14 protein-coding genes are annotated in these 17,046 nt (G+C 51.5%); 2 read left to right on the plus strand and 12 right to left on the minus strand.

Annotated features, from left to right (window positions below; translation table 11 throughout):
- Positions 1 to 110 precede the first annotated feature (110 nt).
- The 11 genes from HOV93_RS12140 to HOV93_RS12190 all read right to left on the minus strand — a co-directional run bounded on the left by HOV93_RS12140 (position 111) and on the right by HOV93_RS12190 (position 11,178).
- Positions 111 to 602, minus strand: coding sequence for a hypothetical protein (locus HOV93_RS12140; protein WP_207396765.1), 492 nt, complete (start codon positions 600 to 602; stop codon positions 111 to 113).
- A gap of 49 nt (positions 603 to 651) precedes the next feature.
- Positions 652 to 1,548: a DUF1559 domain-containing protein gene (locus HOV93_RS12145; RefSeq protein ID WP_207396766.1), complete on the minus strand. Its 897-nt coding sequence runs from the start codon at positions 1,546 to 1,548 to the stop codon at positions 652 to 654.
- A 98-nt stretch (positions 1,549 to 1,646) separates the two neighbouring features.
- Positions 1,647 to 3,092 carry a Gfo/Idh/MocA family protein gene (locus tag HOV93_RS12150; protein ID WP_207396878.1) on the minus strand — a complete coding sequence of 482 codons (1,446 nt, stop codon included), beginning with the start codon at positions 3,090 to 3,092 and terminating at the stop codon, positions 1,647 to 1,649.
- A 74-nt stretch (positions 3,093 to 3,166) separates the two neighbouring features.
- Complete coding sequence (locus HOV93_RS12155; protein ID WP_207396767.1) at positions 3,167 to 4,165, minus strand: dihydrodipicolinate synthase family protein; 999 nt, start codon at positions 4,163 to 4,165, stop codon at positions 3,167 to 3,169.
- Between the two features lie 363 nt (positions 4,166 to 4,528).
- Positions 4,529 to 5,266, minus strand: coding sequence for a GntR family transcriptional regulator (locus HOV93_RS12160; protein ID WP_207396768.1), 738 nt, complete (start codon positions 5,264 to 5,266; stop codon positions 4,529 to 4,531).
- A gap of 445 nt (positions 5,267 to 5,711) precedes the next feature.
- Positions 5,712 to 5,885 (minus strand): hypothetical protein, encoded by a 174-nt coding sequence (locus HOV93_RS12165; RefSeq protein ID WP_207396769.1) that lies wholly within the window; start codon positions 5,883 to 5,885, stop codon positions 5,712 to 5,714.
- Positions 5,886 to 6,205: 320 nt separating this feature from the next.
- Complete coding sequence (locus HOV93_RS12170; protein WP_207396770.1) at positions 6,206 to 7,786, minus strand: hypothetical protein; 1,581 nt, start codon at positions 7,784 to 7,786, stop codon at positions 6,206 to 6,208.
- A 48-nt stretch (positions 7,787 to 7,834) separates the two neighbouring features.
- Complete coding sequence (locus HOV93_RS12175; RefSeq protein ID WP_207396771.1) at positions 7,835 to 8,437, minus strand: sigma-70 family RNA polymerase sigma factor; 603 nt, start codon at positions 8,435 to 8,437, stop codon at positions 7,835 to 7,837.
- Between the two features lie 67 nt (positions 8,438 to 8,504).
- Positions 8,505 to 8,786: a hypothetical protein gene (locus tag HOV93_RS12180; RefSeq protein WP_207396772.1), complete on the minus strand. Its 282-nt coding sequence runs from the start codon at positions 8,784 to 8,786 to the stop codon at positions 8,505 to 8,507.
- Positions 8,787 to 9,021: 235 nt separating this feature from the next.
- Positions 9,022 to 10,077 (minus strand): alpha/beta hydrolase family protein, encoded by a 1,056-nt coding sequence (locus tag HOV93_RS12185; RefSeq protein WP_207396773.1) that lies wholly within the window; start codon positions 10,075 to 10,077, stop codon positions 9,022 to 9,024.
- A gap of 93 nt (positions 10,078 to 10,170) precedes the next feature.
- The gene (locus tag HOV93_RS12190) at positions 10,171 to 11,178 is read right to left on the minus strand and encodes a DUF1559 domain-containing protein (RefSeq protein WP_207396774.1); all 1,008 of its coding nucleotides are present in this window, start codon (positions 11,176 to 11,178) and stop codon (positions 10,171 to 10,173) included.
- A gap of 430 nt (positions 11,179 to 11,608) precedes the next feature.
- Here HOV93_RS12190 and HOV93_RS12195 point away from each other — a divergent pair, with 430 nt between their 5' ends.
- Positions 11,609 to 14,044 carry a PSD1 and planctomycete cytochrome C domain-containing protein gene (locus tag HOV93_RS12195; RefSeq protein WP_207396775.1) on the plus strand — a complete coding sequence of 812 codons (2,436 nt, stop codon included), beginning with the start codon at positions 11,609 to 11,611 and terminating at the stop codon, positions 14,042 to 14,044.
- Positions 14,045 to 14,070: 26 nt separating this feature from the next.
- Entirely contained in the window at positions 14,071 to 15,561 is a 1,491-nt protein-coding gene (locus HOV93_RS12200; protein WP_207396776.1) for a DUF1501 domain-containing protein, read from the plus strand.
- An 88-nt stretch (positions 15,562 to 15,649) separates the two neighbouring features.
- Here the strand turns inward: HOV93_RS12200 and HOV93_RS12205 are convergent, their stop codons facing one another.
- The gene (locus tag HOV93_RS12205) at positions 15,650 to 16,666 is read right to left on the minus strand and encodes a hypothetical protein (RefSeq protein WP_207396777.1); all 1,017 of its coding nucleotides are present in this window, start codon (positions 16,664 to 16,666) and stop codon (positions 15,650 to 15,652) included.
- Between the last annotated feature and the right edge of the window lie 380 nt (positions 16,667 to 17,046).

The following is a 17,046-nucleotide window of genomic DNA, read 5'->3' on the forward strand; positions in this document are numbered from 1 at the left end:
GTGCATGTTGTTCCGCAATCACGCGATTCGCTAGGCCGTAAGAAGTCTAAAAACGTTCGCTTTGAGCTTCGATAAAGAGAGCATCGTCAGAAGAAATAATAGAAGGCCACTTATCTTCCAGATGGTCGCTGCAACTCGTCGCTCGTAATTGCAAAGTCATGCGTGGCGTCTTCCATCGGCAGGTCAACCTCGGTTTTGTAGTTATCCACCAGCACCTCGATGCTACTCGACTCCGACGGGTCGGCTGATTCAGGATCGACTACCTCACCACGGTAGCCTTCAATTCGGACCCGATGCGGCCCACCAATGATGCCTCGTCCCCCTTCGGTGTTGGTATCAAAACGGCCGTCACGGATCCTTGCGATTCCCTGCGGGCCGGTGTGGCCTTTATTGAAATCGGGTTCAAAGGTGATCATGCCATTGGGAATCGGTTGCCCATCGAGCGTCACCGTACCCGAGACACGATTTCGTGCGGTGCCATCCCCCCCGCTGCAACCCACGCACAAAGCGAACGTTGCCAGGATTCCGAATGTGGCAATTATCGAGGAGCACGCTCGGCCCACACGATGAGAAGCGGGCTCAAGCGAATTGGTTTCCACCATCGTCCAGTCTTTCGTAAAGTTAAATCGCAGCCAGGGTATCGAAAGCGGGTTATTCGGAGGTGACCGTCTCGCCGCCATTGCGGCTCGCCATCGCCCGATAGACGGTCATCGCGACACTTTCCGATACACTGCGGACGGAACCGTCACCCAGCAGAAACTGTGCGACACCTGGATGCTCGCTGCCGAAACTGGCATCATTCCAGTTTGTACTGGCCGAGACATAGCCGACCGCATTGATCGCGTTGAAAACATTTTTGGCAGAAGCGGAATGCACGCCACCACTCTGTGTTTCACCACCACGGGTCCACGGGCGATGACAGCCAGCATCCTTCCAGCTAATTTCGCCAATGGCCAACGTGTTGCTTGTGCCATCGGTAATATCAGCGAATCGCATTTCTTTCTGCCATTGAAAGAAACCCTGAAGCGATGCACCACCTTGACCGCCGAGGGTATCCAATTCGTAGTCGTCCCCCGTCTGCACGTTTTCACCTTTGGGACCTAGCACACCATAGTAATGATTGGTGTATCGATCACTTTGTCCGCTGTAGGTCGAATTCTGAATGGTGCCGCTTGGGCACAGCAGCGCATCGATGCGATTAGTGGCACGCACGTCGTTAGACGACGTGATCTGCAAGTTACCCGAGGCATCGCGTGGGAAGAGATCGTAAAGGTTGTCCTGCTCAATGAAAGGCAACAGGTGCACGACATAGCTAATGTTGATACTCCCGGCGGTGAACGTTGGAAAGTTCCCATAGGTATCGTGATGATTGTGGAGGGCTAAACCCAACTGCTTCAGATTGTTCTGGCATTGCATCCGTCGGGCGGCTTCGCGAGCCTGTTGAACGGCCGGCAAAAGCAGCGCGATAAGAACTCCAATAATCGCAATCACGACCAGCAATTCGACGAGTGTAAACCCTCGTGATTTGCTCGAATGAACGTTCAACATGGTGATTTCCTTTTACGATCCAGAAAAGTTAAATGGAAGGATGAGAATCAAATTAGTAAGAGCTGAGTAATTTGTGCTTTTACACACAATGAAATGTGCTAACTGTTGACATTCGGCAACTCGAAACCACTGCGCGAAGGTCTGGCAAGCAGTTGATTCGCTTCGGGCGAGTCGTGGAACTGTTCGGTCTGGGGGTTGAACTGCAACGTCGGACCAAGTTGATACGTGGCGTTCGATAAATTTATGCCGGCTGCGTCGACCAGATGGCGCTTCATCTCGTCGAACGATTCCGCAGCTATCTGGTTTTCGGATAGACCTTTAGGTGAGTTGTTGAATGAAGTCTTCTCGCCCAGGCGATAAGAAATATTGCCCAGGTGAGCCACCACACCTGTACGATGCCCATCCAACATGTCCGAGGCCAGGTCTTCGCTTTTGCGGCTACGGACACAATCGACGAAGTTTTGAAAGTGAGCGCGGGCGTAATTTTCGGGAAGTCCGCTTAGAGGGGCTCCCTCGATCACTTCCCCGGTTTTCTTTCCGCGAGGGTAGAATTTTCCATCTTTGATCGTCCCTTCGTCGGTGTGAAAATCAATGCCCATTCTCAGCGGCTTGTCGAAGTGCAGTCCCCGTTGTTGGCAAACCAACTTGGCGTCACCGAAATCGTAAAGCGTTAGCTGTGTATTAGGGGTTTCGGCCTGGTCTTCGTATCCGAAGCGACCGCCAAGACTAACAACGGACTTCGGGTCGGCGTTCTCGGGCATCGCCCAACGTGCCATCTCAAATTCGTGAGCACCAAGATTGCCGATCTCACCGGCACCATAGTCCCACATCCAATGCCACTGATAGTGAACCAAATTTGTCCGAAAAGGCTTCATCGGGGCCGGCCCAGTCCACAGGTCGTAGTCCAACTCGCGGGGCGGCGGGACCGCAGCCTTGAATCCGATGCTCGTTCGAGGACGAAAGATTTGAATGTTGGCCGTCTGCAACTTGCCGTACTTGCCTTCGCGGATGTCGGTTGTGTAGGCCTGCCACTTGGGATCGGAACGCCACTGCGTACCGTGCTGCACGATACGGTTGTACTTTTGGGCCGCTTCCACCATGCGGCGGCCTTCCACGATGGTGTGGCTACAAGGCTTCTCGACGTAAACGTCTTTGCCTGCCTGACATGCCCAAATGGTCATCAGGGCATGCCAGTGATTGGGCGTCGCGATTGAGACCGCGTCTAAGCTCGCATCATCAAGTGCCTCGCGGATGTCTTGCACGCAATGCGGCTTTTTTCCTGTCTGTTGCTCTACTAACGCGCTTCGCGATTTGAAAAGACGACTGTCGGGATCGACGAGGTGGGTGACCTCAACATCCTTCATTCCCCCGAAGACAGCCATATGGATTTTTCCACGACCGTTGATTCCGGCCACGGCAACACGAACCCGATCATTGGCTCCGAGGACTTGGCCGGAAGACTTGGTTCCGGAAATCGTTATCGAGGCAGCAACGCCGCCGGCAGCCACCTGCTTCAAAAACTTGCGACGGGTAGGTCGATTCATGGTCGATCACTTTGAGGAGTTTTATGCTGGCGAGATTCGAAAAGGACTTGTTTTCTTAACGACGACACCACCGGCTAGGAAAGATCAGGCGTCACTTCTTTGAGGTAAGGATGTAGAGCCTCGAAGTGCTTTTCAGCTGCTGCAACCTGTTCATCGCTAAGCTTGAGTTCTGAGATTTTGGGTGTGGTAGGAGTTGACTTGCCTGGCCCGTAATTGCGCGACACTAAGTTTTTAAATACGCCTCGCTTCTTCCAGATGTACAAGTTGGCACCGCGAAGACTACCAGGCTTCACTTTGACCATTTGAATGAACTTATTAAATATGTCCTTCAAAGTCTCCGAATCTTCACCACTTTGCTGTAGTTCCCAGATTTGGGTGAGAACGTCCGCATAGGCAGCGCGTTCTGTAATCACACCTTCCGAGCCGAGGTCCGATTCTTTGAGCCAATGAAGCCCGCCACGCGCACTAAACACACGACGAACCGGAGGCATCTCGGCAAGCGAGGCCCGCATTCGCCCTAACACATCGCCGGCCTCTTCCTTGATATAGCCAAAGTGCGGATGCTCCTTAGCCAAATCAATCATCAGTTGCGGCGAAGGAAGTGGCCCTTTGTAGGCAACACCACCGGTTGTCTGGAGAATCACCGGACGCTTGGCCACTTCCGCCAAGGCGTTCCAATATTGACGCAAATCGTCTTCCGTTTTCCCAGAGTCAGGCGGTCGAGAGATTATCGCCTCGGGCGCCAACTTTTCAGCATGCTCGGCAAATTCGAGCATCTCTGCGGTATCCTTCCCCTGGACGCCGAGGCATAGCGAAGTAGGCAGACTTCGGGCAGTTTCGGCCAACACCTCCATCCCCTTCTTCTTCTCGTCCATAGTCAGCAGATCGACGCTATCTCCTGACTGGGGCCAGATCATCCCTGGGCAGCCACCCCAAGCAACGAACTTGGCCTGCTTAGCCAAGACATCGTAATCGACCTCTCCTGACTCTGTGAACGGAGTGGACAGAATCGGAAACGGTCCCCGAACCTTGGGGTCGGCCTGAGCAGCGGTGTCGTTTTGTTCAGCAAACAAAGGTTTTCCCGGCAGAACCGCGCTGGCCACGACCCCAGAAAAACCAGCTACTGCGCCTTTAATTACCGCCCGACGGGATATGTTCTGCTTAAACACCATGGTGCTCCTTGGAGTTCAATTTAAATATTGCATATTGCATATTACAGTAACAGTGCTCGGCCTAATGAGCAAGAGAAAGCTCTTGGAAATCATTAAAAACAAAAAGATTCCCTTCCATAAGTTTTCTCAGATGGAAGCTCGAGGGCCGAATCGTATTTCCACGATAATCCAAGGTTGGCATTTGGTGGGAGAACGCAGGACTCTAATGAAAAAGGCAAGCGGCCCAGTAGCGGGACGAGGCGTATTACCTAAAGAGATGCCCGCTTAACCGGCTTCTTCTTCCGGGAAGTGATTTTGAATGAAGTCTTCCAGGAAGGTGTCCAGGTGTGACTCGATTGCTTTTTGTGAAGCGTCCGAATCCTCGGAAAGAAGGGCTTCGACGATCACCAGGTGTTCCTGGTTTTCTTCTATTCGGACAAAGCGGTCCGAAGCACGCAGCAAGATATAATAAGCATCCGCCATTGCTTTGCAGATTGTCCAGCAGCGAGCTATTTCTTCTTGCAAACGTCGATTTTGGCAATATGCAGCAATCATCGTATGCAAGCGAATATCGAGCTCTCGAGTTGACTCGCTGGATGTCGCGGTCGGAGCTTCACTGATGACTTGTATCAATTCGTCGTGCATCAGCTCCAGTTGTTCTCGTGGTATTTTTCCACATGCACAACGGATCGCTTCACGTTCCAGTATTTTCCGAAATTGGATTAGGTCCCGTGCTTCTTGAGGACCAAATTCGCGAACCAATGCTCCTTTATGCGGAAGGACCTCCACCATTCCCAGCGATTCCAGCTCCATCAGGGCTTCTCGAACCGGCGTTCGACTCACTCCGAACTGCTCTGCGAGTGGCTGTACGGTGAGTTTCTCGCCAGCTTTGAAGTGACGCGCAAAAATACCAATGGCCAAACGCTGGCTGACTTGCGTTCGCAAACCGCCACGTTGAAGGGGTTTCGTAATGTCGCTCACCGAAGCAAGTGACAATGGCTGAAGGTCCGTTGCAGATTTCATGCTGTATATTGTATACAAAAAGCGATTTGATTTGCCAGTCGATTTACGAGTGGTTGCGCTATCTTAACCAGGAGCGGCCAGCGACGCATATTTGGAATGCAAGAGAATCTCTTTCACGACCGCTTCGCGAAATGCTGCAGTGTCGGGGAATCGACTTTCCAGTAATAAGAGCGGAGCGTACTGCAGATAGAAGACGAGCAACTCAGTGATCTACAATGGGAGTGTCTCGGCTGGTCCCGTTACCGCCAGAGGCACGAGACCCTGCTGACATGTAAAGCCGGCCAGGTTATTTGAGTGATCCGATCCGAATGTCACTCATCGGAGCCATTCGGGCTTAAGTAGTGGCCATCTTATAGCTTTCGCGAATACGGTTCGTTTGACAAAGCAGTTGGCGTAACGCAGACGCACGAAACTATGAAACCTGCGGAAAAGTTTTCTCGTTGGACTACGGAGATACGACCGGCACAACAACATAAGGCGTTTCAATCTGCCAGTTGGGCCAGAACTCGCCTCCGGAGTCATGTCGCGCTTCGAGGTAATATTGGAAATCGAATTTGGGGTCGAGTTCCTTGGCACGGATAAACGCGTGGTAATTTCCGTCCGGAACATGTTTGATCATCGAAATGCGTTTCCACGCGTTCGTTTGATTGAGGGGGCGATAATATACCGACACGTTGTTCAGCGGCCGATCACTTTCTATTTAAACACTTAGCGTGAGATTTTTCCCCGGCAAGGCTGTTTCAATTCGCTTTCGGTCACATTTCGATCTTCTATCGCATTCTGGTCCCACTGTGAGGTAGATCTCGGTAAGATTCGAAATAATAAGCTGAGGCCCAATTACTGTTCATTACTTTGTACTAAACATGTTTTCAGGCTAATGGTTCGCCAGCAGGCAGTCAGGGCTCTCTAGCCTTACAGATTCTTAATTTGTGCTCACCCTTAGGGACGCAGACCGACAATTAGCACGGGATCGATTCCGCCGGTTGCTTCAAGGAACTCGAGTTTTCTCAAGGACTCACCTTCGTCGTAGCCTAGGTCACTCAAGTCAATGGAAACGGCTAATGCACGCGCGTCAATGTTGACTTGGCGTCCGTGCATGAATTGATTGTTCTTCAGATCGTCCACGGAACGTGTTACTTCCTGCGAGCGATAGGTGCAGTGTGGAAATAAGTCCAGCGCGAACGGAGAATTTAATCCGATATCGAACTGCTCGACGGTTAGAGTGCGCTTGTTGGTACGTTCGTCGCCGGATCGTAAGATCAGTTTATCTCCATTGGGATCGTATACCAGAAGCTGCAAATCGAAGATGACGATATCTGGTCCAGGTGCATTTACGATCGGTTCGTCGAATTCCACACGCATTGGGACTTCATGAGTCGAATGGGCGATCGGGTTGATAATTCCCGTCACCAGACTAAAGTCGCCGTGCAGTAACTTCAGACGATCTTCGCCCTCCGGAAGTGAGTCGCCCATTCGGGTACAAAAGGTTGCTACGTTCTTTCCCGATTCAAAATGAACAACGCGAGCTGGGATCAACGCATCTCGTTCGATCGTGCTGGTGACTCCGTTTCGCTGAACGGTAAGGCTAACCAATTCGTCCGCGTATGAGTCGCTCATAGTTGCTTCATAACGGATGACACGGTCTGGTAGCCGGTCCATGTAGGAATGCGAGTAAAGAGGATCCTCTAAGCGGCGTGGAGGTAAACCAGGATCAACCTGTGCGGTATCACCGCTGCGAAGATGCATGATTGGGCGTGTGCCCGGCTCAAGGGTCGACATTGTGGCTTCTCCCTCGATCACCGCTAGATGTGTTTCACCGGTTTCTGCGATGTTCACCACGAAGCGTGTTCCCAGGTCGATAATCTCCGCAGAAGGACTAAGCAGTTCAAATCCCTCAGCTCCGGGAGGAGCGTATACCGAACATTTCCCAGACCGCACGAGCAATGATTCGGTTCCCTTGGCTGTGAATACACTTGGAGCCTGAATGACAGCACGGGCACCGGATTGAAATTGAAGACTTAGGTATCCTTGGGTGAGGACATATTTTTTACCAATGGTCACCTTCTGACCGGGACTTGGGTCGCCTCCTTGGCCGAAGAGACTTGCGTTGGCTACCTCAACAATCACCGGAGAATGATCCTCATGATTTCGCTGTGGAGCAACTGCTAATGGATCCTGAGATGCTGTCACGAACAAGATAGATCCGATCGAGAGCAGGGCAAGAATGCTTGCCGCTAAGCCTGCCAGGAAGAGCCTATTCCGCCACCCCTTGCCATTGCCAGATGCCAGGATAGATCGCGAAGCCGAAGCCGAAGCCTGAACCGTTTCTAATATGTCATCATCCGAGCGACTCAGTTGGTCCAAATCGAGGTGTACACTCATGGCTTGTAAATAGGCGATGCGGAGTGCCTCCGATTCAGCGAGGGCACTTTCCAGATCTGCTTTTTGCTGTGGAGTCAACGTGCCAGCGAGACTCGCCTCGAATAACGATGAAACACGTTGATGTTCAGATTCGCTCATAACGCCCTCACTTTGGGCAAGCCTTTGGGACTCAATGGGAAGTGGAAATTACTCAGCTTTTAAACGTTGTGCGACACACTTGGACAGGCGACGCCTTAGCAAGTACATCCGGTTGTAAAACGTGCGGACCGAGCAGCCAAGCGTTTTCGCAATCGAATCGAAGGAACGACCTTCCCAGTAAATCTGACGAATGAACGATTGCTCTCGCTCGGGCAGCGCTTGCAGGCAATTCCGCAGGGCCGCCAACCGTTGCTGGGAAGGGTCTTGATCGAATTTCTCGAGCGTGATCGCTAAGAGTTCTGATAAATCGTTTCGCGAAAGCATGCGATCCGCCACGCGTGCCCGGCGAAAGTTATAGGCCTCAAGTCGTGCAATACCACATGCCCACGATAGGAAACTGCGGTCGCGATCGTATTCAGAGTACTTTTGCCACATCACTAGGCTAATTCGCTGACAAAGGTCTTCGGCATCAGCGACATTACTCACCAGCGCGACCAGATAGAGCATGAGTTTTTCGCGAGTAGATTGCAGCATCTGATCAAATTCCTGGCGCAACTCCATCTCACGGGCTTCAGGGTCATCGTTCAATTCTTCTACTTTTCGATTCAATCCATCAGCATCCTTTGTCGCCGACAAATCAAGCTCGGACATGGCAACTCTCCGATCGCGTGTCGACAACGTCGGTCAATACTCTGTAATCACCGTACCCAACGTTCTGTTACTCACTTAGGGTGAACTCATAAACATTGGAACCAGAGCTTACGGAATACGTTTCGTTACTAGTCATCGGATTCCAATATTTTCGTGGTACCATATTCCATTCCGGGGGCACTGTCTCTGGCGTGATCTTCAACACATCATCATCAATCTCTCCAGGAGGACGGATGTTGACGACATAGTCACCGACGAGAACGTCCGGACCATCACGCATGGTCATTGTGAACTTGCCGGTCGAATCGGTGATCCCCACAGCGGGGATTCCCGTTCTTTTGTGAAGCATTACGATTGACGAACCTTCCGGAATGGTTCCAGAACCGTAAAGGACGCGTCCTTCTACTGTTCCTGTTTCTCCAGGAAGATTATGCGCTCGGGTACATCCTAAGAGTAAGCAACAGGTCGTAGCAATCAGAAAATAAGAGACGAAGCGATTTGATTTCATGACACTAAATCACCTAAAGAAGCGGATGAGATGAAGGGCAATAGGTAAGTGTTGACTTCTTGAATACATAAATGGGTCATTCGTCGACAGACGATTTTCGTGTTGGCCGTCGATGATTGTCCAGCCAAGCACAAGCCGCTTCGGCAAGACCTTCATGACCTCCGTCGAAGATGGTCAGGCGGGCATTGTCTGTCTTCCTACGCAGCTTGATATCTCGTCCATAAGTTGAATCCTTTGCCGTGTCCAGCGGTTGGGGATTCGAGAGTTTTGCCTGATCCCATAATTGCTGCATTTCTAGGTTGCTTACGACCTCGGCGTTCTGGCTCTTGGCAATTTCGTTATAGAGTCGTACTGAATGCTGAAAAGGCACCGAGCCTGTCTGGCCATCGTGAACTCCGGCTGCGATGTCCAATGGTAAATCACCCAACTGCGTGATCCAGTGAATGGGAGATCGCTGCAAGTACTCGTTGTCAACCGTTCGACTGTCGCCGGGAGCCCCGCCACAACATTTGACAATCATCTTGGCATAGTTCTGGGGATTTCCGTTGGGGGAATGATCTTGATACCATTGACCCAAGTCGCTGATTCCTACCCATGCAGAGGCTGCGGTAAATCGTTCCGGATGACGCCCTGCCATCAGCATGGTCATGTGACCACCGCCCGAAGCACCCGCGAGGTAGATTCGGCTGGTGTCGGCATTCAATTGTGTGATGGCGAAGTCGACCGAATCTAAGACATCGGCGCGCGCGGCCGCCGAACCACACGCCTGGGGATGATTATTGGGACCGCGGAAATTAGGCTCGATGAAAATCCAACCGCGATCCAGAGCAGCGTTAAGCCAATCCTTTTTATGTAAATGATAAGTGCTACTCCATGAGTGTAAGAAGACTAAGACAGGCCGTTTTCCAGTTTGACTAGTCAGGGGTAACGCATAACGCAAGGGCTGCTTGGTCTTGTCGAATGAGCTGACAAATTCTGTTTCAACGTATCGCTGACCAACCGACGAATCGGGCACCCCGGCAGATGTTGGATCAACTGCTTCTACTTGGTTCTTTATCACAACAAGTACGACGACAAGTCCAAGCAAGCAAGTAGAAATGTGGCGAGTTGCGAGCAAAGTAAAGCGTGGCATTAGGAAAACATTCAACAAAGGAATATGGATGTCTCAGAGTCAGACATAAATTTGCGTGTACTGACTCCGAGTGTAGCATTTTCTGGTCAACGACTAGAATTCGCCTAGCACTTGGCCATCATCGCGTGTCGCCAGGAGCTTGAGCGTTCGCAGCTCTAAGTTCTCGCTCAAAAAGCGAACCGATCCATCACTGATAGCAACTTGGGCCCCGCCTGGGTGAGCTGCAAAGATCCCATTGTTGGTTCCATCGTTGTTCTTTACGCCTGTTAGGCTCAGGGTTGCTCCATTGATCGGATACATAATGGTGGTGGTGTTGAAGGTCCGTTCCGTAAAGCCAAACGATGTTTTGTTGATGCCACACATGAACCCTTGATGATTGTTGATGGTGGCAGTTTTGTTTCCATTGGTATCGACAACGAAGTCCGATTGTTCGCCAACAATGATGGTATTGGTCAGGCCATCGGTAGCATCACGCATCTTGACCGATTCAAGAGGAGTCAGCATACCCCCTAGGGAAACGATCCCACTTTGGTAGCCTTCCCATTCCCGGTTGGCTGGATTCAGGTTAAAGCCCAGCGAATCGTTGGCAGCACCCGAGATGCCGGTGTACTGCGGACAGGTAATCGTGTGGGAATAACCCGAGCTTCGAACGGCCTGCAGGGGACTCGAAGGACAGATCATCGCGCTGATTTCATTATCATTAACGATTGGGCCATTCACGGCATGTCCGTCGTAGGCACCACCCCCACCGCTAGAAAGACTGCCAGGGTGATTTCCATCAACCGTTAATTGGTCGGACAGATTACCTTGTTCGATAAAGGCCAATAATCCCAGCCACCAAGAAACACCAAAACCAGGATTGGCAAGAGTACCGACCGCGTGCCTCGAGCCGATAGGAAACGATTGGTAAGTATCGTGGTAATTGTGCAGTCCCAATCCAAGTTGTTTCAGGTTGTTACTGCAAGACATCCGCCGGGCTGCTTCGCGGGCCTGCTGCACTGCGGGAAGTAGTAGTGCGATCAATACGCCAATAATGGCGATCACAACAAGTAGCTCAACCAGGGTGAAACCACGTGGGCGGAGAGGATGGAAGCGCAACATAAGTTACTCCTCGAGAATAGTAATGAAAGATGGAATAGAGTCAGGGTGCCGAGCACTTCGGCGAAGGAAGAGAAAAAATAAACAGGCATTCGTTACCCCTAAGTCGTCGGGATCTCATCAGGTTCACGGCACAATCCGCAGTTTTTTTTATTTTTTTCTAGTCTGTCCGCGTGTGCAGTTTCCTTCACCTTTCATCGACGTTCTTTAAGTTACTACTGTCAAAGGTGTTGCCGTGTTTTTAGGAGGTACGCGACGGCACATGCCCGTTCCTATCCTTACCGTTCGTTCGACAAAAATGCGGTGTTTTTGCCATGAAGTAGGCGCTGGTCAAAACGACCTATAGGTGTAGCCCGCCTGAAATTCGTCGCTGGACTTAACCTTGGCGACCTTGTTCTTGAACCTCATGCGATTTTGCAGAATTACCGCCCTCATGGATCTTCGAGCTGTAATTGTTCCGATTCTGATTCTTTCTGCGCATTCCGTGTGTGCCGAGGAGACGCCGGACTTTGCGAATGATGTTCTTCCAATTCTCTCCCAGCATTGCTTCGCCTGTCATGGGCCGGATGAAAGTGTACGCGAGGGGGGACTTCGTCTCGATATCCGCGATCACGCTATCCAGGAACTCGACAGCGGCAGTACGGCTATCGTTCCGGGCAATGCCGAAGAAAGCGAATTAATTGACCGCGTTGTCTCGAATGACGAATTCCTGCAAATGCCTCCACCCGGGACAGGTAAATCCTTGAAGGCCGAAGAGAAGGAAGTTCTTCGGCGATGGATCGAGAGCGGAGCAGGTTATTCCGTGCATTGGGCATTTCAATCGATCCAAAAACCAGAACCACCGCGAGTTGAAAACGGTGCCTGGCTACGTAACGAAATCGATTCGTTTGTTTTGTCGAAACTCGAAGAGGGCGGTCTGTCACCTAGTCCGGAGGCCTCGCCCGAAGTTCTTGTGCGTCGTCTGTATCTAGATTTGAACGGTCTCCCACCGACGTATGCAGTCGTCCAACGTTTTGCAAACGATCCAACCGAAAAGGCGTACGAGAAGATCGTCGACGAACTCCTCGCGTCTGAGCATTTCGGCGAACGTTGGGGGCGACACTGGCTGGACCTGGCCCGGTATGCCGACAGCAACGGCTACTTGGGGGATGAGTTGCGGCCTGATGCGTGGCGATACCGAGACTGGGTAATCGACGCCATCAACGACGACATGCCTTACGATCAGTTTACGATAGAACAAGTCGCAGGAGACCTGTTAGAAAATCCGACGACTTCCCAACGTATCGCTACCGGCTTCCACCGCAACGCCATGGAGAACACCGAAGCTGGTGTCGATAAAGAAGCCGATCGTGTTGTGCGAACGGTCGATCGGCTCAGTACGTTCGGAACGATCTGGATGGGTATGACAGTCGGTTGTGCCGAATGCCATACCCATAAATATGACCCTATCACGCATCAGGAATTTTATCAGCTATACGCGTTCTTCAACAATCTCGAGGCCGACAAGGTCGTGCTCGGCTATCACGATCATGTTGCCGAAGATTCCCAAGAAGCTAAGCAGCGAGAAGAAAAGATCGAAGAGATTATCTCGAAAGTCCATCTCGACGGTGGTTCGCTGAATCCCACAGAAAAAGCTTTGGTCGATCAACATTTGGAAGTCTTGGCCCAACCCGTTAAACGCCGAAGTGAAGAAGACAAGGAATCGCTCGAACATTGGCTGGCAGATCTTCCGGATGATACGCGATCGCTTTTGAGTAAGTACGAAGAACTCACCAAGAAGCGACCGGCTCCCAAGCAAATCGTGGCGCCTGCGATGGAGGAACGCCGTAAGCCGCGCAAGACATTCATTCATTATCGCGGAGACTTCCGGCAACCGACCGTCCAGGTTCAACCTACAACGCCTGGGTTTCTTCCCTCTTTAGAATCACGTGACCAAAACGGAGACCGTTTGGACCTGGCTCATTGGTTATTTCGTCCCGATCACCCACTTACCGCGCGAACTGCGGTAAATCATCTTTGGCAGCATTTATTTCTGGAGGGGCTGTTTCGCACCGAGGACAACCTTGGCATCGCGGGCGAACCCCCTTCCCATCCTCAACTGTTGGATTGGTTGGCGATCGAACTTCAAGAGAAGCGTTGGCATCGAAAGTCGCTGATCAAGACGATTGTTCTATCGTCCACCTACCGGCAAAGCTCTCGCCAGACCGACCAATTAAAGCAAGTCGATCCAGAAAATCGTCTGCTCGGACGGCAATTTCGCTATCGTCTGGAAGCGGAAATCGTTCGTGATCTAGCACTTTCTACTAGCGACTTGATCAGTAAAGAGATTGGTGGACCCGGCATTCGACCGCCGATGAACAAACGCCTTACCTCGATCAGTCGAAATCAGGATTGGGATATCAGCAGCGGCAGCCAAAAGTACCGTCGAGGAATGTACATACTGTTTCGTAGGGCTACCCCCTTCCCGATGCTTTCCACGTTCGACAGTCCCGACTCTACCTCGGCTTGTGCTTCTCGCGAGATTTCGAATTCGCCTCTTCAGTCCCTCACCTTATTGAATGATCCCGTCTTTTATGAGTGTGCCCAAACGCTAGGGCAGCTGGTCGGTTCATCGAAATCCACTTCGAAACAACAGTGGATCACAGAAATGTTTCAGCGCACCCTCTCGCGAAACCCGACCAGTCAAGAGCTAGAAGTATCCCAGGAGTTCTATCGAGAGTTGGTCAAATCTCTACAGGATATCGAGCCATCGGCGTTGAACGATATTTCTGGAGAGGTGAGGTCTGATTTGTCGCTCACACAGCAAGCTGCTCAGGTTCTTTTCGTACGAAGCCTGATGAACCTGGACGAATTTATCACGCGCGAATAGCGAAAGAATTGGAACTTACAATCAGCATGAACGAACAAGCATTGCAGGCAGCCAGTCAGACGTCGCGACGCAATTTCCTATTCAATTCGTTGTGGGGCATGGGGGCAATAACATTATCGAATTTGCTTGGCACCGACGGGATCACCTCTTGTGCAGCGGCCGAGGAGAATGTCGATCCCTTGGTCGTGCGAAAATCGCACTTTCCGGCTCGAGCTAAGAATTGCATCTATATTTATCTCGAGGGTGGTCCTAGTCAGATGGATCTTTACGATCCGAAGCCCACCCTGAACAAATTGGATGGCCAACCACTGCCTGATTCGATGCTAGAAAACATGCAGTTTGCATTCCTGCAAAAGGATACTGCACGCATCATGGGAACGCCGCGCAAGTTCACTAAGCACGGCGAGTGCGGTATGGACTTCTCTGATCTACTTCCCAATTTGGCAACTTGTGCCGATGAACTCTGTATGATTCGTTCGGTACACACCGATCAGTTTAATCATGTCCCGGCGCAACTGTTGATGAACTGCGGATCGGCGATCGCCGGACGTCCAAGCATGGGCTCTTGGCTATGCTATGGACTAGGTAGCGAATCGCAAAACCTACCTGCCTACGTTTCGTTGGCGACGACAGGAAGGGGAATTCCTGGAGGATCTTCGAGTTGGTCTAGCGGGTTCTTGCCCTCTTCGTTCTCTGGCGTGCTATTCGGCCGAGAAGGTCAAACTGTAAACAATATCCAAAACCCCAAGGGTATCACGCAAGAAATTCAACGCTCATCGATTAATTTTATCAACGCATTGAATCGCCAAAGGATTGAGGAGACAGGCGACACCGAGCTTATTAGCCGAATCAAGGCCTACGAGCTTGGATTCCGACTGCAGTCCTCTGCGCCGGAACTAACAGATCTTTCCAGCGAGACGCAAGCGACGCTTGATATGTACGGTTTCAATCGGACTGAGCCTGACATTAAGAGCAATCGAGGAGGAAAGGGCCTATTTCGGGATTTCGCCTACGACTGCCTGATGGCACGACGTTTAGTGGAACGTGGTGTGCGAGTGGTCAACATCATTCACTCGTCGTGGGACCATCATTCGCGATTGGAACCAGAACTGGCGCATAACAGTTTGATGGCGGATCAGCCGATTGCGGCACTTATCAAAGACCTGAAGCAGCGAGGCCTTCTCGACGATACGCTGGTAATCATCGGATCGGAATTCGGGCGAACACCGTTGGGTGAGAACCGACCTGGGTACAAAAAGGTAACAGGCCGTGACCATCACCCAGGGGCATTTACCATTCTCATGTCCGGCGGAGGTGTGAAGCCAGGCTTTACTTATGGCGCCTCGGATGACATTGGTTGGAACGTAGAGAGGGACCCGGTTCACGTCCATGATCTTCACGCTACCGTGTTGCACTTGTTTGGTCTTGATCACACTAGGCTTACCCATCGCGTCCAGGGACGCGACTTTCGCCTTACAGACGTGGCCGGACGCGTTGTTAACGATATTATTTCGTAGGACCTGTGGGAGTAACCGAATGAAACGCAGGGCCACCGCCTAGCCTCTTTCTGTGCGAAGCAATCACAAGTTTTCAAGCGATGCGGAATCAGTTCGCGTATTTTGCTTCGGTCAAAGCATTAAACTTTTCGAGAGCCTTGTCGTAAGTGTGGTTCTCGAATTCATAGTTCCACGGTTCGATGTACCGCATACCAAGTTCTTCCACCTGCTTGAAGACGGCGGTGTAGTCGCCTTTTGGGAAGCGATGTTTCTGGTCGGAGCGGCCGATGACCTGACCGTACAGGTCGCCATCGTAATTTTTCAATAGAGCGATCAGGTTCCCCTGATAATCCGTCTTACCCGAGATCCACCATATGCCGATACCAACTCGGTTTTGGTACTCTGGCTTTTGAAACTCGGCAATAGTACGTGCCGGAATCTCGGTACTACGAAACAGTTCGTGCACTTCAAACGCGACCGCTTTGTCGGGAAAGGCTTCCAGTACGCTTTGGGTGGTTTCGGCGGAAGCTTTTACCCAGAGATCGCCGAACATCTTTTCTGCAGTTTGTCCACGATGATTGATGCCGGCGGCTTGTAGCAGTGATTCGGCTGGGACGCCGTTGAAGTGCCCTTCCAAGCCGTTGCTCGTCATCTGTGGAACGAAAACGAGTTTCAACCGTTGGTCCGATGCGTATTTCTTGCCTATTGCCTGCAACATTTCTTTCAGCCTAGTTTGCACCACCGGGTCCCAATACTTGGGCATCTGCACCGGGTTGCCACGAAAGTTCATCGAAAACGTTTTGACGTGCAGATCGGAAACTAACCACTCAGGAGAAAGCGATAGCGTCCGTCGCCTACCCCGGGGAGCTCTCTCCTGCTGTTGCTTCGAAGTCCAACCGCCGTGAATAGCCAGCGTCCAGTTCATCTCTGGCTCGAGCAACCGTATCTGTCGTTCGATCGCGGCGAAATCGAACCGCCCTGGCTTCGGTTCGATCTCTGACCAGGTAACGCGCACCAAGCCCCCCTGCATCTGCTTATTTTGCACGGCCCGAGGCGTGATTTGGCTGGCAAACGTTCCCGTCGGTTTCTCGACTTCCTTACCCACAACAACCGAGGCGAGGACCATACAGAACAGCAGCGGCGATAGTAATTGAGGAGTTTTCAGGGTGGTTTTAACTCCGCATGTAGGAACAGGTTTCGGTTCAAACCCGAAAAGCCAAGCAAACTAGGACGAATCACCTTCGTTCGACGAATTTTCCGCTTCCCTCTTCTTGATCCGAGACTGCCTGCGTAAAGTGCCAAGCGACCATCAGCCACAGCCCGTCACGCTCCAAACAAAAACAGCGAGCGAAACGGACGAATTGAAAGTGTTAAAACACCAGTGGAAAATATTGCATTGGCAGGCGAATTCAAGTGGTACTTGGTGAGTCACACAGCAGATGGAATTTAATGCTAAAACCGCCACGACTGCGGCCTAAGTCTACTAATGGCCTACTCATACCCCCT

Source organism: Bremerella alba (genome assembly GCF_013618625.1).
Lineage (GTDB): Bacteria > Planctomycetota > Planctomycetia > Pirellulales > Pirellulaceae > Bremerella > Bremerella alba.